Origin of the sequence: Salinispora vitiensis (assembly GCF_000378825.1) — a bacterium.
In the GTDB taxonomy this organism is placed as follows: domain Bacteria; phylum Actinomycetota; class Actinomycetes; order Mycobacteriales; family Micromonosporaceae; genus Micromonospora; species Micromonospora vitiensis.
Map to the genome: position 1 here is coordinate 2239269 of NZ_KB900388.1, position 16709 is coordinate 2255977.

18 protein-coding genes and 1 riboswitch are annotated in these 16709 nt (G+C 71.4%); of the genes, 10 read left to right on the top strand and 8 right to left on the bottom strand.

Annotation, left to right across the window (positions count from 1 at the left end; translation table 11 throughout):
* Positions 1-302: 302 nt before the first annotated feature.
* Positions 303-947, top strand: coding sequence for a C39 family peptidase (locus SALPAC2_RS0110315; protein WP_018216580.1), 645 nt, complete (start codon positions 303-305; stop codon positions 945-947).
* Positions 948-1029: 82 nt separating this feature from the next.
* Here the strand turns inward: SALPAC2_RS0110315 and dusB are convergent, their stop codons facing one another.
* The 4 genes from dusB to SALPAC2_RS0110335 all read right to left on the bottom strand — a co-directional run bounded on the left by dusB (position 1030) and on the right by SALPAC2_RS0110335 (position 4719).
* The gene (dusB, locus tag SALPAC2_RS0110320; RefSeq protein WP_018216581.1) at positions 1030-2205 is read right to left on the bottom strand and encodes a tRNA dihydrouridine synthase DusB; all 1176 of its coding nucleotides are present in this window, start codon (positions 2203-2205) and stop codon (positions 1030-1032) included.
* 67 nt (positions 2206-2272) lie between these two features.
* Positions 2273-3652 (bottom strand): glycine--tRNA ligase, encoded by a 1380-nt coding sequence (locus tag SALPAC2_RS0110325; RefSeq protein ID WP_018216582.1) that lies wholly within the window; start codon positions 3650-3652, stop codon positions 2273-2275.
* Between the two features lie 111 nt (positions 3653-3763).
* On the bottom strand, positions 3764-4237 hold the full coding sequence (locus SALPAC2_RS0110330; protein ID WP_018216583.1) for an Rv0361 family membrane protein: 474 nt from the start codon (positions 4235-4237) through the stop codon (positions 3764-3766).
* A gap of 140 nt (positions 4238-4377) precedes the next feature.
* A complete protein-coding gene (locus SALPAC2_RS0110335; RefSeq protein ID WP_018216584.1) occupies positions 4378-4719 on the bottom strand; it encodes an antibiotic biosynthesis monooxygenase family protein in 342 nt (113 codons plus the stop codon).
* A 27-nt stretch (positions 4720-4746) separates the two neighbouring features.
* Between SALPAC2_RS0110335 and SALPAC2_RS0110340 the strand changes: the two genes are divergently transcribed.
* From SALPAC2_RS0110340 to SALPAC2_RS0110360, 5 genes are read left to right on the top strand one after another with little or no spacing between them, the layout of a single operon-like run.
* Entirely contained in the window at positions 4747-5004 is a 258-nt protein-coding gene (locus SALPAC2_RS0110340) for a hypothetical protein (RefSeq protein WP_018216585.1), read from the top strand.
* Between the two features lie 54 nt (positions 5005-5058).
* Complete coding sequence (locus tag SALPAC2_RS0110345) at positions 5059-6144, top strand: metal ABC transporter solute-binding protein, Zn/Mn family (RefSeq protein WP_018216586.1); 1086 nt, start codon at positions 5059-5061, stop codon at positions 6142-6144.
* Complete coding sequence (locus SALPAC2_RS0110350; RefSeq protein WP_018216587.1) at positions 6141-6902, top strand: metal ABC transporter ATP-binding protein; 762 nt, start codon at positions 6141-6143, stop codon at positions 6900-6902. Before SALPAC2_RS0110345 ends, SALPAC2_RS0110350 begins: the two co-directional genes overlap by 4 nt.
* Position 6903: 1 nt before the next feature.
* The gene (locus tag SALPAC2_RS0110355; protein WP_018216588.1) at positions 6904-7779 is read left to right on the top strand and encodes a metal ABC transporter permease; all 876 of its coding nucleotides are present in this window, start codon (positions 6904-6906) and stop codon (positions 7777-7779) included.
* Between the two features lie 38 nt (positions 7780-7817).
* Positions 7818-8126: an ArsR/SmtB family transcription factor gene (locus SALPAC2_RS0110360; RefSeq protein WP_018216589.1), complete on the top strand. Its 309-nt coding sequence runs from the start codon at positions 7818-7820 to the stop codon at positions 8124-8126.
* 3 nt (positions 8127-8129) lie between these two features.
* Here the strand turns inward: SALPAC2_RS0110360 and SALPAC2_RS0110365 are convergent, their stop codons facing one another.
* Complete coding sequence (locus SALPAC2_RS0110365; RefSeq protein ID WP_018216590.1) at positions 8130-8960, bottom strand: alpha/beta fold hydrolase; 831 nt, start codon at positions 8958-8960, stop codon at positions 8130-8132.
* Between the two features lie 104 nt (positions 8961-9064).
* A riboswitch (TPP riboswitch) is annotated at positions 9065-9170 on the top strand.
* 74 nt (positions 9171-9244) lie between these two features.
* On the opposite strand from SALPAC2_RS0110365, the gene SALPAC2_RS0110370 reads away from it, so the two are divergent.
* The 4 genes from SALPAC2_RS0110370 to gndA all read left to right on the top strand — a co-directional run bounded on the left by SALPAC2_RS0110370 (position 9245) and on the right by gndA (position 13631).
* Entirely contained in the window at positions 9245-9841 is a 597-nt protein-coding gene (locus SALPAC2_RS0110370; RefSeq protein WP_018216591.1) for an ECF transporter S component, read from the top strand.
* A gap of 5 nt (positions 9842-9846) precedes the next feature.
* Complete coding sequence (locus SALPAC2_RS0110375; RefSeq protein WP_018216592.1) at positions 9847-11298, top strand: ABC transporter ATP-binding protein; 1452 nt, start codon at positions 9847-9849, stop codon at positions 11296-11298.
* Entirely contained in the window at positions 11295-12095 is an 801-nt protein-coding gene (locus tag SALPAC2_RS0110380) for an energy-coupling factor transporter transmembrane component T family protein (RefSeq protein WP_018216593.1), read from the top strand. Before SALPAC2_RS0110375 ends, SALPAC2_RS0110380 begins: the two co-directional genes overlap by 4 nt.
* A 99-nt stretch (positions 12096-12194) precedes the next feature.
* The gene (gene gndA / locus SALPAC2_RS0110385; RefSeq protein ID WP_018216594.1) at positions 12195-13631 is read left to right on the top strand and encodes an NADP-dependent phosphogluconate dehydrogenase; all 1437 of its coding nucleotides are present in this window, start codon (positions 12195-12197) and stop codon (positions 13629-13631) included.
* 17 nt (positions 13632-13648) lie between these two features.
* On the opposite strand, the gene SALPAC2_RS0110390 is transcribed toward gndA, so the two are convergent.
* From SALPAC2_RS0110390 to SALPAC2_RS0110400, 3 genes are all read right to left on the bottom strand, one after another.
* Entirely contained in the window at positions 13649-14425 is a 777-nt protein-coding gene (locus SALPAC2_RS0110390; RefSeq protein WP_018216595.1) for an isoprenyl transferase, read from the bottom strand.
* 41 nt (positions 14426-14466) lie between these two features.
* Positions 14467-15303: a DNA repair protein RecO gene (gene recO / locus SALPAC2_RS0110395; protein ID WP_018216596.1), complete on the bottom strand. Its 837-nt coding sequence runs from the start codon at positions 15301-15303 to the stop codon at positions 14467-14469.
* A 66-nt stretch (positions 15304-15369) separates the two neighbouring features.
* Positions 15370-16587: an acyltransferase family protein gene (locus tag SALPAC2_RS0110400; protein ID WP_018216597.1), complete on the bottom strand. Its 1218-nt coding sequence runs from the start codon at positions 16585-16587 to the stop codon at positions 15370-15372.
* Between the last annotated feature and the right edge of the window lie 122 nt (positions 16588-16709).

The window sequence follows — 16709 nt, forward strand, 5'->3', positions numbered from 1 at the left end:
TGGGCGACTTGTCGGGTGGCCCGGGTCACATCCGGCGGGGAATCGGCGGTGGGGGCCGGTGGTTATACCTGGCGTAACCATGTGGGGCAGCCGCGAGCGCCCCGCCGAACCGCCAGACCCCCGGTGGTCGCCCGCCGGCGGAATGCCGCGGGGTCGGCGTTGGTTACATCCCCGGGCCGCCCGAGTAGCACCCCCGCCGGGCGGAACCCCCCTTGCGAAAACTCTTCTCGAACCACCTCGCCCGACGCCGCCGACGCACCCCCTGCGTCCGCGGCACCCCCGAGCGGAAGGCTTCGATCATCATGCGTACCGACATCCTCCGTAAGACCGCCCTGACCGCTGCTGGCCTGATCGCCACCGGTGGCGCCATCGCCGCCCCCGCGACCGCCGCCTTCGCCGCCCCCACCGCGCAGCCCACCGCGCAAAGCGAGCGCGACGGCACCCGCGTACTCCCGGTCGACTACGAGGCCCAGCCGAACTTCTACTACTGCGGCCCCGCCGCCGCCCGTAACGCCCTGTCCGTGCAGGACAAGGACATCGACGTCTACNCGATGGCCGAGCGGATGGGCACCACCGAGTCCGGCACCGACTCCATCAACGACATCACCCCGGTACTGAACACCGAGACCGGCCACGACGCGTACCGCAGCGTCGAGATCTCCACCCCCGATGCCGACGACAAGCAGACCGACACCCTGCGCGAGGACATCATCCGCACCGTCGACGACGGCCGCGCCGTCGTGGCCAACATCGCCGGCACCGCCACCGACACCGACGGCGAGAGCCACTCCTTCGCCGGCGGCCACTACATCGCCGTCAACGGCTACCGCGACGCCGGCGACCAGGTGAAGATCGCCGACTCGGCGAACCCGAACACCGCCGAGTACTGGATCACCACCGAAGCCCTCGCCGACTGGATCGCCACCCGCGGCTACTCCACCAGCTGACCAACCGACAACCGACAAGGGCCGGCCCCACCAGGGGCCGGCCCTTTGTCGTCGGCTGTCGGCCGGATGCGTCGAGCCCGGTTCAGCCGCCCGAGTCGGCCAACTCCGCGCCCCGCGGAACCGTGTCGTCGTCCCGGCTGTCCAGCCACCCGTCCGGCAGGAACACCTTGCCCGGCGAGTTGGTCCGGCCACGGGGCTGACCCAGCGTCTCCACCGGGAACGGCGCCGCCGGGTCGAGCTTGCCGAGCAGATCGTCGAGCTGCGCCAAGCTGTCAATCATCGCGAGCGACCGACGTAGCTCGCTGCCGACCGGAAAGCCCTTCAGGTACCAGGCGACGTGCTTCCGGAAGTCGGTGCAACCGTCCCGTTCACCGCGCGCCGCGTCCCGGGCGCCGACGGTGAACTGCTCGACCAGCAGCTCCGCGTGCCGGCGCATGGTCGTGGCCACCTCCCCCAGCGTGGGCAGCCGCCGGTGCGGCGAACCGGCGAAGGCCGCCTCCAAGTCAGCGAAGAGCCATGGCCGGCCGAGGCAGCCCCGCCCCACCACAACCCCGTCGACTCCGGTGTGCGCCACCATCCGCAGCGCGTCGTCCGCCTCCCAGATGTCGCCGTTACCCAGTACCGGCACGTCCAGCGCCGCCTTCAGCGTCGCGATGGCGTCCCAGTCGGCGGTCCCCGAATACCGTTGGGCAGCCGTACGCCCGTGCAGCGCCACCGCCGCGACCCCAGCATCCTGGGCGGCGAGGCCCGCCTCCACGTACGTCAGGTGGTCGTCATCGATGCCCTTGCGCATCTTCACGGTGACCGGCACCCCGGCGGGGGCAGCGGCATCGACGGCGGAGCGCACCAGCCGGGCGAAGAGCCGACGCCGCCACGGCAGGGCGGCACCACCGCCCCGGCGGGTGACCTTCGGGACCGGGCAGCCGAAGTTCAGGTCGATATGGTCGGCGAGGTCCCGCTCGACGACGATGCGCACCGCGGCGGCGGTGGTGTCCGGGTCGGTGCCGTAGAGCTGGAGGCTGCGCGGCGACTCCCCGGAGCCGAAGGCGATCATGCGCAGGGTCTTGGGATTCCGCTCGACCAGCGCAACCGTCGTGATCATCTCGCAGACGTAGATGCCACCGCCCTGCTCCCGGCAGAGCTGACGGAAGCCGACGTTGGTGATGCCCGCCATCGGTGCCAGGACCACCGGCGGCCACACCTGGTGCCGCCCGATGGTCAGCGGGCGGGGCGGGACGGCCTTCGTCGTGGTCACCACTCCAGTGTAAGGAGGCCGTGGCCCTCCCTCCGCCGGCCTGCCGGCGGAGGGAGGAGCCGCCCGCGGCTCAGCAGCCGGGGAGGCGCTCGATCAGGTACCGCTCGACCTGGTCCAGGGCGATCCGCTCCTGGGCCATCGTGTCCCGGTTACGCACGGTCACCGCGTCGTCGTCGAGGGTGTCGAAGTCGACCGTCACACAGAACGGGGTGCCGATCTCGTCCTGCCGGCGGTAACGGCGACCGATGGCCTGCGAGTCGTCGAACTCCACCACCCAGCGCTTACGCAGGTCAGCGGCGAGCTTCCGGGCCTTCGGCGAGAGCGCCTCGTTACGGGACAGCGGCAGCACCGCCACCTTCACCGGGGCGAGCCGCGGGTCGAAGCGCATCACCGTACGCTTGTCCACGCCGCCCTTGGTGTTCGGCGCCTCGTCCTCGTCGTACGCCTCGAGCAGGAACGCCAGCACCGCACGGGTGAGGCCGGCCGCCGGCTCGATCACGTACGGGATCCAGCGCTCGCCCTTGGCCTGGTCGAAGTAGGACAGGTCGACCCCGGAGTGCTTGCTGTGCGTGGCGAGGTCGAAGTCGGTGCGGTTGGCGATGCCCTCCAACTCCGCGAACTCGGTGCCACCGAACTGGAACCGGTACTCGATGTCGACGGTACGCTTCGAGTAGTGGGAGAGCTTCTCCTGCGGGTGCTCGTAGCGACGCAGGTTGCCCTCGCTGAGGCCGAGGTCGAGGTACCAGTTCCAGCGCTCGGCGAGCCAGTACTCGTGCCAGCCCTCGTCGGTGCCTGGCTCGACGAAGAACTCCATCTCCATCTGCTCGAACTCGCGGGTCCGGAAGATGAAGTTCCCCGGGGTGATCTCGTTACGGAAGGACTTGCCGGTCTGGGCGATGCCGAACGGCGGCTTCTTCCGCGCCACCGTCTCGACATTCTTGTAGTTGACGAAGATGCCCTGCGCGGTTTCCGGTCGCAGGTAGTGCAGGCCCTCGTCGCTCTCCACCGGGCCCAGGTGGGTCTTCATCAGACCGTTGAACATCCGCGGCTCGGTGAAGGTGCCCTTGTTTCCGCAGTTCGGGCAGTTCAGCTCGGTCAACGAGGCCGGCGGACGACCGTGCTTGGCCTCGTACGCCTCCTCCAGGTGGTCGGCCCGGAACCGCTTGTGGCAGGACTGGCACTCGGTCAGCGGGTCCACGAACGCGTCTAGGTGGCCGGAGGCGGCCCAGACGTCACGGGCGAGGATCACCGCGGAGTCGAGGCCCACCACGTCGTCGCGCTGCTGGACCATGCTCCGCCACCACTGCCGACGGACGTTCTCCTTCAGTTCCACCCCGAGCGGGCCGTAGTCCCACGCCGAACGGGTACCCCCATAGATCTCGCTGGACGGGAAGACGAAACCCCGACGCTTGGCGAGGCTGACAACGGCGTCGATACGGTCTGCAGGCATTTTTCCTCCTACGCCGGCTGGCGGTCGGCGGGGACAGTACGGGATGGAGCGAGGCTCGGGACAACGGTACGACCGGCGACGTCCTGAGCCCAGGAGAATACCGGGAGCGGTTCAGCTGACCCCGCACACCTCCAGCTGACCGGTTTGCTGGTTCTGCTCGAGGTCCACCTGTTGGCTTTCCCGGCCGCCGCCCCTGAGGGTGACGTCCACCGACACGGTCAGGTTGTTCTGGTCGACCTCGCCGACCTGGAACGAGGTCACCTGCGGCGCGCTGGCGGCCCGCCGTTCGAACTCCCGCCGCGACATCTGCTGTCGTACCTGTGGACAGAGTTGGTCGTAGGCGGCGCCGTACTCCTGTTCCACCAGCGCCTGGTAGTAGTCGGTGGAGGCCGCTCGCCCCTGCTCGTCGATCGCCTGCACCCCGGTCACCAGGAGCCCGATCATCGCCGCGCCCCCGCCGCCGCAGCAGAGCGCCAGGGCGAGCGCCCCGGCACCGAGTCCCAGCCAGAGTCGGGTTTGGCGGCCCTCGACCGGCGGCGCCGCGAACGGCGGCGCGACGCCGGGGCCGGCGGGCGGATCCGGCACTCCCGGCCCGGGGGGCGGTCCCGGGGGCGGGCCGGGCACGGCGGGGGGTGTGGCGCCGTCTTGCGGGCCGGGCACCGACGGGTGCGGTGCGGGAGCGGCCGGTCCGGGAGCGGTCATGGGCTCAATGTAGTGCGTATCGCTCACCGGTACGGATCGGCTGCCCGATCGCTCGCCGTCACGACCACGTCGGCGCCGGGCTCGGCGGTGGCGAGCGCCTCGTAGGCCGACGGTTCGTCGACCGACTCGGCGAGCAACGGAACCGCGGTGATCTTGACATCGAAACCGCCGAGCGCTCGCCGGTAGGTGCCGACCGACTCCCACTCGGTGAGCAGGCACCAGTGGCGCGGGTCGTCCAGCGCGCGGACGAGTTGCCCACGCAGATATCCGGGGCGGGCCGCGAGCGCCGCGAGCGCGGCGTGCGCCCGCGCGGTGAAGTCGGCGACGACATCGGGCTCGACCACGAACCGGTTGGTGACCAACACCGGCTACCTCCTCGTAGAGTCTGTGGGATGCAGCGTACGCAGCACCGGTTAGCGAGCCGGTTGGCCCGGGCAAACCCGACGGCAGTCTTCCTGGTCACCCTGGTGGTGATGCTGGTCGCACTCTTCACTCCGGGGGTGATCGGCGGGCTACTCACCCTCACCCTCGCGGCGGTCGTGGCCGCGCTGGTGGTCACCACGGGGGCGAGCCAGCCGACGCGGCTGCGGGTGGTCCGGCTCCTGGTGCTGACGCTGCTGATCACAGCCGGGCTGGTCAAGCTCCTCTGACATGCACTCATGCGTTTTTGACAATCATTATCGTTGTTGCGGACAGTTGCCTGCATGAACAGCCGCCATGTTCCACGCGCCCTGGCCGCCACCTCCGCCGTCCTGCTCGCTCTTGGCGCCGCCGCCTGCTCCGACCAGCCGACCGACGCCGACCCGGAGCGGGTTGAAGTGGTCACCGCGTTCTACCCACTCCAGTTCCTGACCCAGCAGATCGGCGGCGACGCAGTAACCGTCAGTAACCTGGTCAAGCCGGGCGCCGAGCCCCACGACGTCGAGCTCAGCCCGAGCCAGGTCGGGGACGTGGCCGGGGCCGAGCTGATCGTCTACCTCAAGGGCTTCCAGCCGCAGGTTGACGACGCCGTGCAGCAGAACGCCGCCGACCGGGCGTTCGACGTCGCCACCGTCGAGCCGCTGCTGGACGCCACCGCCGACGGCCACGATCACGACCACGGAAACGAAGGCGAAGGCGAAGCCGGGCACGAGGACGAACACGGGCACGAAGGCGAAGGCGAAGCCGGGCACGAGGACGAACACGGGCACGAAGGCGAAGGCGAAGCCGGGCACGAGGACGAGGGCGGTGCCGAGACGCCGGCGGACCCGGACCACGCGGCGGATGCCGGCGGTAAGGACCCGCACCTGTGGCTGGACCCCACCCGGCTCGCCACCGTCGGTGACCAGCTCGCCGACCGGCTCGCCCAGGCCGACCCCGAGCACGCCGACGACTACACCGCCCGCGCGTCCGACCTCCGCAACCAGCTGGAGCAGCTCGACGCGGAGTTCACCGCCGGCTTGGAGACCTGCCAGCGGCGGGAGATCGTGGTCAGCCACACCGCCTTCGGCTACCTGACCACGCGTTACCAGCTCGAGCAGATCGGCATCACCGGGCTGAGCCCGGAGCACGAGCCGTCGCCGCAGCGGCTGGCCGAGGTGATCGAGGAGGCGAAGGAGCACCAGGCCACCACGATCTTCTTCGAGACGCTGGTCAGCCCGAAGGTCGCCGAGACCATCGCGGCCCAGGTCGGGGCCGAGACCGCCGTGCTCGACCCGCTCGAGGGGCTCACCGCCGACAACAACGGGGACTACTTCTCGGTGATGCGGGCCAACCTCGCGGCATTGCGAACCGCGCTGGACTGTGCATGAGCGCACCCGTCATCACCGTCACCCGGGCGGCGATCGGCTACGAGGGCCGGGCGGTGCTGCGAGACGTCTCGCTGACCGTGACCGCCGGTGAGGTGGTGGCCGTGCTCGGCGCCAACGGCTCCGGCAAGTCCACCCTGACCCGAGCCGTACTCGGGCTCGTCCCGCTCAGCTCCGGCTCGGTCGCGCTCTTCGACCAGCCGGTGCGGCGATTCCGTCAGTGGCACCGCATCGGGTACGTCCCGCAACGCCTCGGCGCGGGCGGAGGCGTACCCGCCACCGTCCGCGAGGTGGTCGCGGCAGGGCGGCTGGCCCGCCGCGGCATCCTGCGGCCCCCCGGCCGCGCGGACCGGAGGGCGGTGGAGACCGCTCTGGCGGCGGTCGATCTCGCCGACCGGACCGGGGACCCGGTCTCGACCCTCTCCGGGGGCCAGCAGCAGCGCGTCCTCATCGCCCGGGCCCTGGCCGGCGAGCCGGAGCTGCTGATCCTCGACGAACCGACCGCCGGCGTGGACGCGGCGAGTCAGGAGGCGTTCGCCGGAGCGCTCCAGGATTTCGTCGCCGACGGCGGCACGGTCCTGCTGGTCGCACACGAGCTGGGGCCGCTGCGGCCGTTGATCTCCCGAGCCGTCGTCGTGCACGCCGGGGGGATCGCGCACGACGGCCCAGTGCCCGAGCCGGCCGGCCACCACGCCGACCCGGACCACGACCACGTGCACCCGCACGGACCCAACGAACCCGCCGGTCTCTGGAGCGCGTGAGATGGAACTCTTCCAGTACCCGTACATGCAACGTGCGCTGGTCGGCGCGTTGGTCATCGGCCTGGCCGCCCCGGCGCTCGGCATCTACCTGGTACAGCGACGGCTGGCCCTGATCGGTGACGGCGTCGGGCACATGGCGCTCACCGGCGTCGGCGCCGGCCTGCTGCTCAACCGCTCCCCGGTCCTGGTGGCGGTGATCGTGGCCAGCCTCGGCGCGATCACCGTCGAGTTGGTCCGGGCCCGCGGTCGCACCTCCGGTGACCTGGCGCTCGCCCTGCTCTTCTACGGGGGCATCGCCGGCGGCGTGATGCTCGTCGGGCTTTCCGACAGCACCAGCACGAGCCTCAACTCGTACCTCTTCGGCTCCCTCTCCACGATCAGCCCCACCGACCTGACCACGATCGTGGTGCTCGGCGCGGCGATCCTGGTCACCATGCTGGCGTTGCGCCCGGCACTCTTCGCGATCTGCCACGACGAGGAGTACGCCCGGGTCTCCGGGCTGCCCGTCCGCGCCCTCAACCTGCTCCTCGCGGTCGCCACGGCGGTCACCGTCACCATCGCGATGCGCGCGGTCGGCGTCCTGCTGATCAGCGCCCTGATGGTGGTGCCGGTCGCCGCTGCCCAGCAGGTCACCCGCGGGTTCCGCAGCACGATGACGGCCGCCATGACGCTCGGGCTCTTCGCCGCCGGATCGGGGGTGTACGTGGCGGCCAACGCCGACACCGCCCCCGGCGCGTCGGTGGTGCTGATGGCGATCGCCTCGTTCGCGGTGCTGGCGCTCGGCGGCGTGGCCTGGCGGACGCTACGCCGACGGCGGGTCGCCGCGGCGGTGCCGTCGACGGTAGAGCCGCACGAGGTGGTGCTGAGCCGGTCCTGACCAACGGCGCGCCCCTGGGGTTGGTTACCGTTACCCCTGTGAGCAGCGAGTCCGGCTACGGCGCCTACGAGGGGGCGAGCGAGCTGCTGCGCGCCCTCTCCGCCCCGATCCGGCTGGCCATCGTCAGCCAACTCGCCGACGGCGAACGGTGCGTACACGAATTGGTTGACCAGCTCGGTGCCGCGCAGCCGCTCGTCTCCCAGCACCTGCGGGTGCTCCGCGGCGCCGGGGTGGTGCGGGGTTCCCGGCGCGGACGGGAAATCGCCTACACGCTGGTTGACGAACACGTCGCGCACATCGTGGCGGATGCGGTCAGCCACGCCGGTGAGCACACCGCCCCCACCTGAGGCTCACCCCGGGTCCCGGACCCGGGCCACGATCGCGTCAGCGAGCGGCGCTGGTGCCCGGTCCGGAATCCAGTGGCTCACCCCGGCCAACTCGACGAAGCGGTAATCCCCGGTCACGTGGGCGGCGCAGGCCGCGGCGGCGGTGCGGCCGACCGCAATGTCCCGGTCACTCCAGACGTACGTCGTCGGCACCGACACCGGCCCGACGGCCGCCAGGTCCCTCCGGGACATCGCCCGGTACCAGTTCAGGGCGGCACTCAACGCGCCCGGAGCGCGCATCGGTTCGACGTACGCGGCCACCCGGGTGGCGTCGCCGGCGCCGGCCAGCATCCGGCGTAGCCCGGTCGCCCGCCGGGCCAACAACACCGCCTCCGCCGTCCTTTCCCGCCGGAACAGCCGTATGTACGCCGAGCGGGCCCGCTGGGACCGATCAGTGCGCAGAGCGTGGGCCATGGCCCCCGGGTGCGGCACGGAGACCGCGGTCAGCGAACGCACCCGGGCCGGATGCCCGGCGGCGAGGGCCCAGCTGACCACCGCGCCCCAGTCATGCCCGACCACGTGCGCGGCGGCGACGCCGAGGTGATCCAGCACCGCCACCGCGTCGCCGACCAGCTCACCGAGGCGGTACGCGGAAACCGCCGCCGGACGGGCACCGGGCGAGTAGCCGCGCTGATCGAGTGCGTACGTGCGCAGCCCGGCGGCGTGCAGGAGCGGCACCACGTCGGCCCACTCCCCACTGTGCTGGGGGAAGCCGTGCAGCAGAAGCACCGGCGGACCGGCCGCCGGGCCACCGACGCGGACATCGAAGATAAAACCGCTGACATCGACACCCATAATCGGCAGCCTACTCGGATTTGACCGAAGGAACCCCGGTCAACCTGCACGGATGTCACTTTGTTGAAAGATCTTCGGAGGTGCTAGCGTCAGTTACACATTTTCACCTCCGACAGGGGAGCGCATAGCGCTGAGAGTGTGGGCAACGCCCCACAGACCCTCGAACCTGATCTGGGTAATGCCAGCGCAGGGAGTTTCGGTCGGCCTCCAGTCGCGCCATCGTCCGGCCGGGCCGGAATGGACGTGCCCTCCCCTGGTCTCCCAGAGCAGACAGGGAAAGACCGATGAGCAAAGTCACAACAACCACCAACCGCTGGCGCACCGTCGATGTGGTCGTCGCCGCTGTCATCGCCGTCACCTTCGGCGTCATCTTCTGGGCCTGGGGTCTGCTCTGGAACGTCGCCACCCCGGTGTTCGCCTTCTTCCCGCCGGCCCAGGCCATCATGTACGGCGTCTGGCTGATCCCGGCGGTGCTCGGCGGCCTGGTGATCCGCCGCCCCGGCGCGGCGCTCTTCTGCGAAATGGTGGCCGCGATCGTGTCCACCCTGCTCGGCTCCGAGTGGGGCAGCATCACCATCCTCCAGGGTCTGGCCCAGGGGATCGGCGCCGAGCTGGCCTTCGCCGCCTTCCGTTACCGCTCCTTCCGGCTACCCACGGCACTGCTCGCGGGTGCGCTGACCGGCCTCGGCGCGGCTCTCTTCGACTTCTTCGTCTGGAACAGCGAGTACGCGCTGGGCAGTTACCGGATCCCGTACGCGCTGCTGACGATCGTCAGCGCCACCGCCATCGCCGGGTTCGGCGCCGAGAACCTGACCCGGGCCCTGGCCCGGACGGGCGTGCTGGACCTGTTCCCCGCCGGCCGCGAACGCACCACCATCTGAGCACCGTGTCGATCCAAAGGTCGGGGCCGGGGAGCGCGGTCCGGCTGCGGGGCTTCGGGTGGCGGCACGCGGGGCGGAAACGGTGGGCCGTACGCGGGCTCGACCTGCGGATCGAGCACGGCGAACGGGTCCTGCTGTTGGGGGCCTCCGGTGCGGGTAAGAGCACTCTGCTCGCCGCGCTGGCCGGGCTGCTCCCCGAGGACTCCGGCGAGCAGGAAGGCACGGTCGAGGTCGACGGCCGGGACCCACGCACGGCCCGCGAAGAGGTTGGCCTGCTCTTCCAGGACCCGGAGACCCAGCTGGTGATGGCGCGCTGCGGCGACGACGTCGCCTTCGGCCCCGAGAACCGCGGGCTTCCCGCGGAGCAAATCTGGCCCCGGGTGGACGAGGCCCTGCGCCGGGTCGGTTTCCGCTACGGCCGGGACCGGCCGACCGCCGCCCTCTCCGGCGGCGAACAGCAGCGCCTCGCCCTCGCCGGGGTGCTCGCGCTCCGCCCGCGCCTGCTGCTGCTCGACGAGCCGACCGCCAACCTGGACCCGGCCGGCGCGGCGCTGATCCGGGACGCGGTCGCCGCGGCGCTCGATGCCGACACCACCCTGCTCCTCGTCGAGCACCGGCTCGCCGAGGCGCTGCCGCTGGTCGACCGGGTGGTCGTGCTGGCGCCGGGCGGCGGCGTCCACGCCGACGGCACCCCGCAGGCGGTCTTCGCCGCGCACGGCGAGGCGCTCGCCGCCGAGGGGGTCTGGGTGCCGGGCCAGCCGGTACCGTCACGGCCGGCCACCACCACCGCCGGTGAGGCGTTACTCACCGCCGACGAGCTCGCCCTGCCACCCCGGCTAGCCAGCGTCTCCCTCACCGTACGGGCCGGCGAGGCGCTCGCCGTCCACGGACCCAACGGGGCCGGGAAGTCCACCCTGGCTCTCCTGCTGGGTGGGCTGCTCGCACCGGCGGCGGGCCGGGTCACCGCGACGGCGGAGCTGGCCGGCGGGGACGCCCGCACCCCGCCGCACCGGTGGCGGGCGCCGGCGCTGGTGCACCGGATCGGTTCGGTCTTCCAGGACCCGGAACACCAGTTCGTCACCGCCGCCGTCGCCGACGAGTTGGCGCTGGGTCCACGCCGCACCGGCCGGACCGAGGCGCAGGTCCGCGCCACCGTGGACGCGTTGCTCGACCGGCTCCGCCTGACGGCGCTCGCCGAGGCCAACCCGTACACCCTCTCCGGTGGCGAGGCGCGGCGGCTGAGCGTCGCGACGGCCCTGGCCACCGCGCCCCGCCTGCTCGTCTGCGACGAGCCCACCTTCGGCCAGGACCGGCGAACCTGGCGGGAGCTGGTGGAGCTCTTCGCCGAGCTGCGCGACAACGGGCACGGGCTGGTCACGGTGACCCACGACCCGGAGTTCATCGCCGCGCTCGCCGACCGCCAGGTACGGCTCGACCACCCGCGGAGCACGCCGTGATCAACCTCGAACCGGTGACCCGACCAGACGCCCCGCTGGCCCGGCGCAACCCGGTGGCGAAGCTAGCGGCGGCGCTGCTCTGCTCGGTCATCCTGATCGCCACCCTCGACCCGGTGGCGCCGGCCATCGCCATCGCCTTCGAGCTGGCCCTGCTGCCGCTATTCGGCGTACGGCTCCGGGTGCTCGCCCGCCGGGCCATGCCGCTGCTGGTCGGCGCGGCCGGCGTCCTCGTCACGCTGGTGCTCTTCGCCGCCGAACGCTCCGGGCGGATCCTGGTCGAGGCCGGCCCGTTCCTGGTCACCTCCGGCGTGCTGATCACCGCGCTCGGTCTGGTGTTGCGCATGTTCGCGGTGGCCCTGCCGGGATTGATCGTGGTGGCGACCACCGACCCGACCGACCTGGCCGATGCGCTGGTGCAGAACGCCCGGCTGTCCGCCCGCTTCGCCTACGGGGCGCTGGCGGCGTTCCGGTTGGTGCCGTTGCTGGCCCAGGAGTGGCAGATGATCAGCATGGCGCGGCGGGCCCGGGGCGTTGATGCCGGCCGTAATCCGCTGGCCCGGTTGCGGCTCTTCGGGTCGACCGCGTTCACGCTGCTGGTCGGCGCGATCCGCCGCGGGACCCGACTCGCGGTGGCGATGGACGCGCGGGGCTTCGACGCCACGACCCCCCGATCGATGGCCCGCCGCCAACACTTCGGCCGCGCCGACGGTCTCCTGATCGCCGGTGCGGTCCTCCTGGCCGGCGCCGCGCTCACGGTCAGCGTCGCCGTCGGCACGTTCCGCCCCCTGATCGGCTGACCGCCGCGCCCAGAGCAGCGCCGGGTGGGGTGGCCGTGGACCAAGGGAACGTAAAGCGCGATACGGTCACAGGCGAAGATCCAGGCGGAGGTGGCAGAGATGAGCGGGCAGGCACAGATCGGCGTTACCGGGCTGGCGGTGATGGGCCGCAACCTGGCCCGGAACCTGGCCCGCAATGGCTTCGTCGTGGCGGTACACAACCGCTCTCCGGAACGAACCCGCCGGCTGGTCGCCGAGCACGGCGAGGAGGGGCGGTTCGTCCCCACCGACTCGCTGGCCGACTTCGTCGCCGCGTTGGAGCGCCCCCGGGCGGTCATCACGATGGTCAAGGCGGGTGCCCCGACCGACGCCGTCATTGACGAGTTGGTGCCGCTGCTCGATGCCGGCGACATCATCGTCGACTGCGGCAATGCCCACTTCGCCGACACCCGGCGGCGCGAGGAGGCGCTGCGCAAGCAGGGGCTGCACTTCGTCGGCACCGGTGTCTCCGGTGGCGAGGAGGGCGCGTTGTGGGGGCCGAGCATCATGCCGGGCGGCTCCGCCGAGTCGTACCAGAAACTGGGGCCGATCTTCGAGCGGATCGCGGCGCAGGTGGACGGCGAGCCCTGTTGCCGGCACATTGGACCGGACGGCGCCGGTCACTTCGTCAAGATGGTCCACAACGGCATCGAGTACGCCGACATGCAGCTCATCGCCGAGGCGTACGACCTGCTGCGGGTTGGTCTGGACGCGACACCGGCCGAGCTGGCGGAGATCTTCCGACAGTGGAACTCCAGCGAGCTGGAGTCGTATCTCATCGAGCTCACCGCTGACGTGCTCGGGCACACCGACGCCAGCACCGGGCAGGCCTTCGTGGACATCGTGCTCGACCAGGCGGAGCAGAAGGGCACCGGGCGCTGGACCGTACAGAACGCCCTGGACCTCGGCATCCCGATCACCGGCATCGCCGAGGCGACGTTCGCGCGTTCCCTCTCCGGGCACGCCGACCAGCGCGCGGCCGTCCGCCACGCCTTCGGCGACCCGGGCCCGACCTGGCAGGTCCAGGATCGGGACGCCTTTATCGAGGATGTCCGGCGTGCGCTGCTGGCCACCAAGATCATCGCGTATGCGCAGGGCTTCGACCAGATTCGGGCCGGCAGCCAGGAGTACGACTGGGACATCGACCTGGGCGGCACCGCCACGATCTGGCGGGGCGGGTGCATCATCCGGGCCCGCTTCCTCGACCGGATCCGGCAGGCCTACGACGACCAGCCCGACCTACCCACCCTGCTGGTGGCACCGTGGTTCGCCGACGCCGTACGCGCCGGGTTGTCGGGGTGGCGGCGGGTGGTCGCCGAGGCCGCCCACGCCGGCGTGCCCACCCCCGCGTTCGCCTCGTCCCTGTCCTACTTCGACGCGCTGCGCGCGGACCGGCTGCCGGCGGCCCTGATCCAGGGGCTTCGGGACAATTTCGGCGCCCACACCTATCGCCGGGCTGACCGCGACGGCTACTTCCACACGCTCTGGGCCGGCGACCGCAGTGAGGTCGAGGCCTGACCCGGGCGCCCGGGGGGTCAGGTGGTGGGCGCTACCGGGTTCGGTAGCGCTCCGCCGAACCGGCGGTCCCGCTGGGCGTAGAGCTCACAGGCGTACCAGAGGTGCCGGCGGTCGAAGTCCGGCCAGAGCGTGTCCAGGAAGACCAACTCGGCGTACGCGCTCTGCCAGAGCATGAAGTTCGAGGTGCGTTGCTCTCCGGAGGGGCGCAGGAAGAGATCCACGTCGGGGACCTCCGGGTGGTAGAGGTGGCGGGCCAGGGTCTTCTCGGTGACCTTGGCCGGGTCGAGCCGGCCGGCAGCCACCTCCCGGGCGATCGCGGCGGCCGCGTCGGCGATCTCGGCCTGCCCGCCATAGTTGACGCAGAACTGCAGGGTGAGCGTCGAGTTGCCGCGCGACATCTCCTCAGCCGTTTGCAACTCCGAGATGACGCTCTTCCACAGCCGCGGAGACCGGCCCGACCAGACGACCCGTACGCCCAGGTCGACAAGTTGGTCGCGGCGGCGGCGGATCACGTCCCGGTTGAAGCCCATCAGGAAGCGCACCTCGTCCGGTGAGCGCCGCCAGTTCTCCGTCGAGAACGCGTACGCCGACAGGTACGGGATGCCCAGCTCGATCGCACCCTCGATGGCGTCGAAGAGGGAGAACTCTCCCGCCTCATGCCCCTTTGTCCGCGGAAGCCCGCGCTCCTTGGCCCACCGGCCGTTACCGTCCATCACCACTGCGACGTGCCGCGGCAACGCCTCGGCGGGCAGCGCCGGCGGCCGGGCGCCGGACGGGTGGGGGGTGGGCGGCACTGGCGCCCGGCCGGATCGCCTGCTCGATCGGATCACTCGTTCTACTCCCTGTCCACGCCGGCCGTGGCCGACCCGACTCCGCCGGCCGGCGTCCCGACCGCACCGGCGGCCGGAACGCCCCGGTCCACCAGCGGCAGCGAGCGTAGCGCGCGCTCCAGATGCCACTGCAGGTGCGCCGCGACCAGCCCGCTGCACTCCCGGCGGACACCGCTCCCGGCGGCGTCGGCGATCCGCCAGTCGCCGCTGGTGAGCGCGGTCATCAGGTCAATGGTGGCCGGTGCGGGGTGGGCCGCGCCGGGCGGCCGACAGTCGAGGCAGACGGCACCACCGGCCGGGACGGAGAAGGCCCGGTGCCGCCCCGGCGTGCCGCAGACCGCGCAGCCGGCCAGCGCCGGGGCCCACCCGGCCAGGGCCATGCCACGCAGCAGGTACGCGTCCAGCACCAGGGTCGGGGCGTGCTCCCCGCCGGCCAGCGCGCGCAGCGCCCCCAGGGTGAGCTGGAACAACCGCAGCGACGGCTCCCGCTCGACCGGGGTGAGCCGCTCCGCGGTCTCGCAGACCGCACTCGCCGCCGTGTAGCGGGGGTAGTCGCCAAGAAGGCGCTTGCCGTACAGGTCAATGCCCTCGACCTGGCTGACCGTGTGCAGCGGGCTGCCCTGCTGGCCCTTCGGGTCGCCGGCGAGTTGCAGGTCGACGTGGCCGAAGGGCTCCAGCCGCGCCCCGAACTTGCTGGTGGTCCGGCGCACCCCGCGGGCCACCGCGCGCAGCCGCCCGTGCCGACGGCTGAGCAGGGTGATGATGCGATCCGACTCGCCGAGCTTCTGCACGCGCAGCACCACCGCATCGTCGCGGTAGAGCTGTCGGCGGTACCCGGCCATCAGGTCATTCTCCCTCAGGTTGCCAGCTCCGGGTCGGCTCGGGGTGGCCGCGGCGCCCCTGGCTGGTCATCGCGCGTTGCTGTCCACGCTCTCGCTCCGCAGTCGCTCGTTCTCCGCCGACCGGGGCGCCGGCACCACCGGCTGTTTCCGCCCCGTCGTCCCGGCCTGGTCCGCCGACTCGACCGCGGCCTGCGCCGCCTCGGGTGTGGCTGCCGCCTCCTCAGCCGTGGCTGCCGCTCCCGGAGACGCGGCTGCCGCTCCCTCAGATGTGGCTGCCGCTCGCCGTCCGAAACCGGGGATCAACTCCGGCCGACGTCGGGCCGCGACGTCCTCAACCCACCCGACGAGCAAGATGACGACCCCGAGCAGGGCGAAGACCAGCGCGACCCGAATGGCCAGGCCGAGCAGGTTCTGGTGCGACCAACCAAACACGTCCACCAGCGGGGTGAGCGCGACCACGAAGGCCATGTGCCACAGGTACACGGTGAGGGCACGCCGGTTGATCAGAGTGATTAACCGACTGACAAACGCGTTGCGGTCGATCCACGCCGTTCTCGACGGTTCCCGCCCGAGCACGACCAAGATGACACCGGCCGACCAGAGGGCGTTGGCGAGCGGATTGCCGTTGAGGTCGAGCCCCTTGGTCCCGGGCTGGGTCAGGTTCCACCAGCCGCCGACGGCGACCAGGGCGATCGCGGTCGGCCACAGGTAGCGGTTGGCGAGCCGCCGCAGCATCCCCGCCTGGTGCGCGAAGCCCAACATCCACGCCCCGAAGTACAGGCCGAACTGCTGCACCACCATCGGCGGATCCGGGTACAGCCCCAGTTCGATCGCCGCGGTCAGCGCGTACGGGACGAGCAGGGTGGGCAGCGGAAAGCGGCGGAACAACCACAGCGCCAGCGGCGAGACGAGCACAAACCAGAGGTAGTTGCGCAGGTACCAGATCGGGCCCAGCACCGGCACTCCCCAGCCGTACCGCGGTGGGTCGGCCACCGGGAAGAGCCAGAACAGGAGCTCGGAGGTGAACGGCAGCCCGCTGATCAGCATCGCGGGCACCAAGACCGCGCCCAACGCCCAGAACGACGGCAGCAGCCGCCGCAACCGACGACCGACCGCCGCTGTCCCGAACCGATGCAGGGACGCCGCCATCAACGACCCGGCCAGCGCGAACATCACCGACATCGCGGGGAAGACCAGCGTCATGGTGGCCCACCCAGTTACGTGGTAGACCACGACCCGAACGACGGCGAGGGCGCGCAACAGGTCTAGGTAACGATTTCGCATCAGCTCGCAACTATTTCCAGTGAGGGGCGGGCAACACAGTCCCCTACCTTCCGCCGGCAACTGGAAAAGTGCGAGCCTGCCCGGAGGAAAAGTGAATTTCCTCATCAACCTGTCGAAGCCGA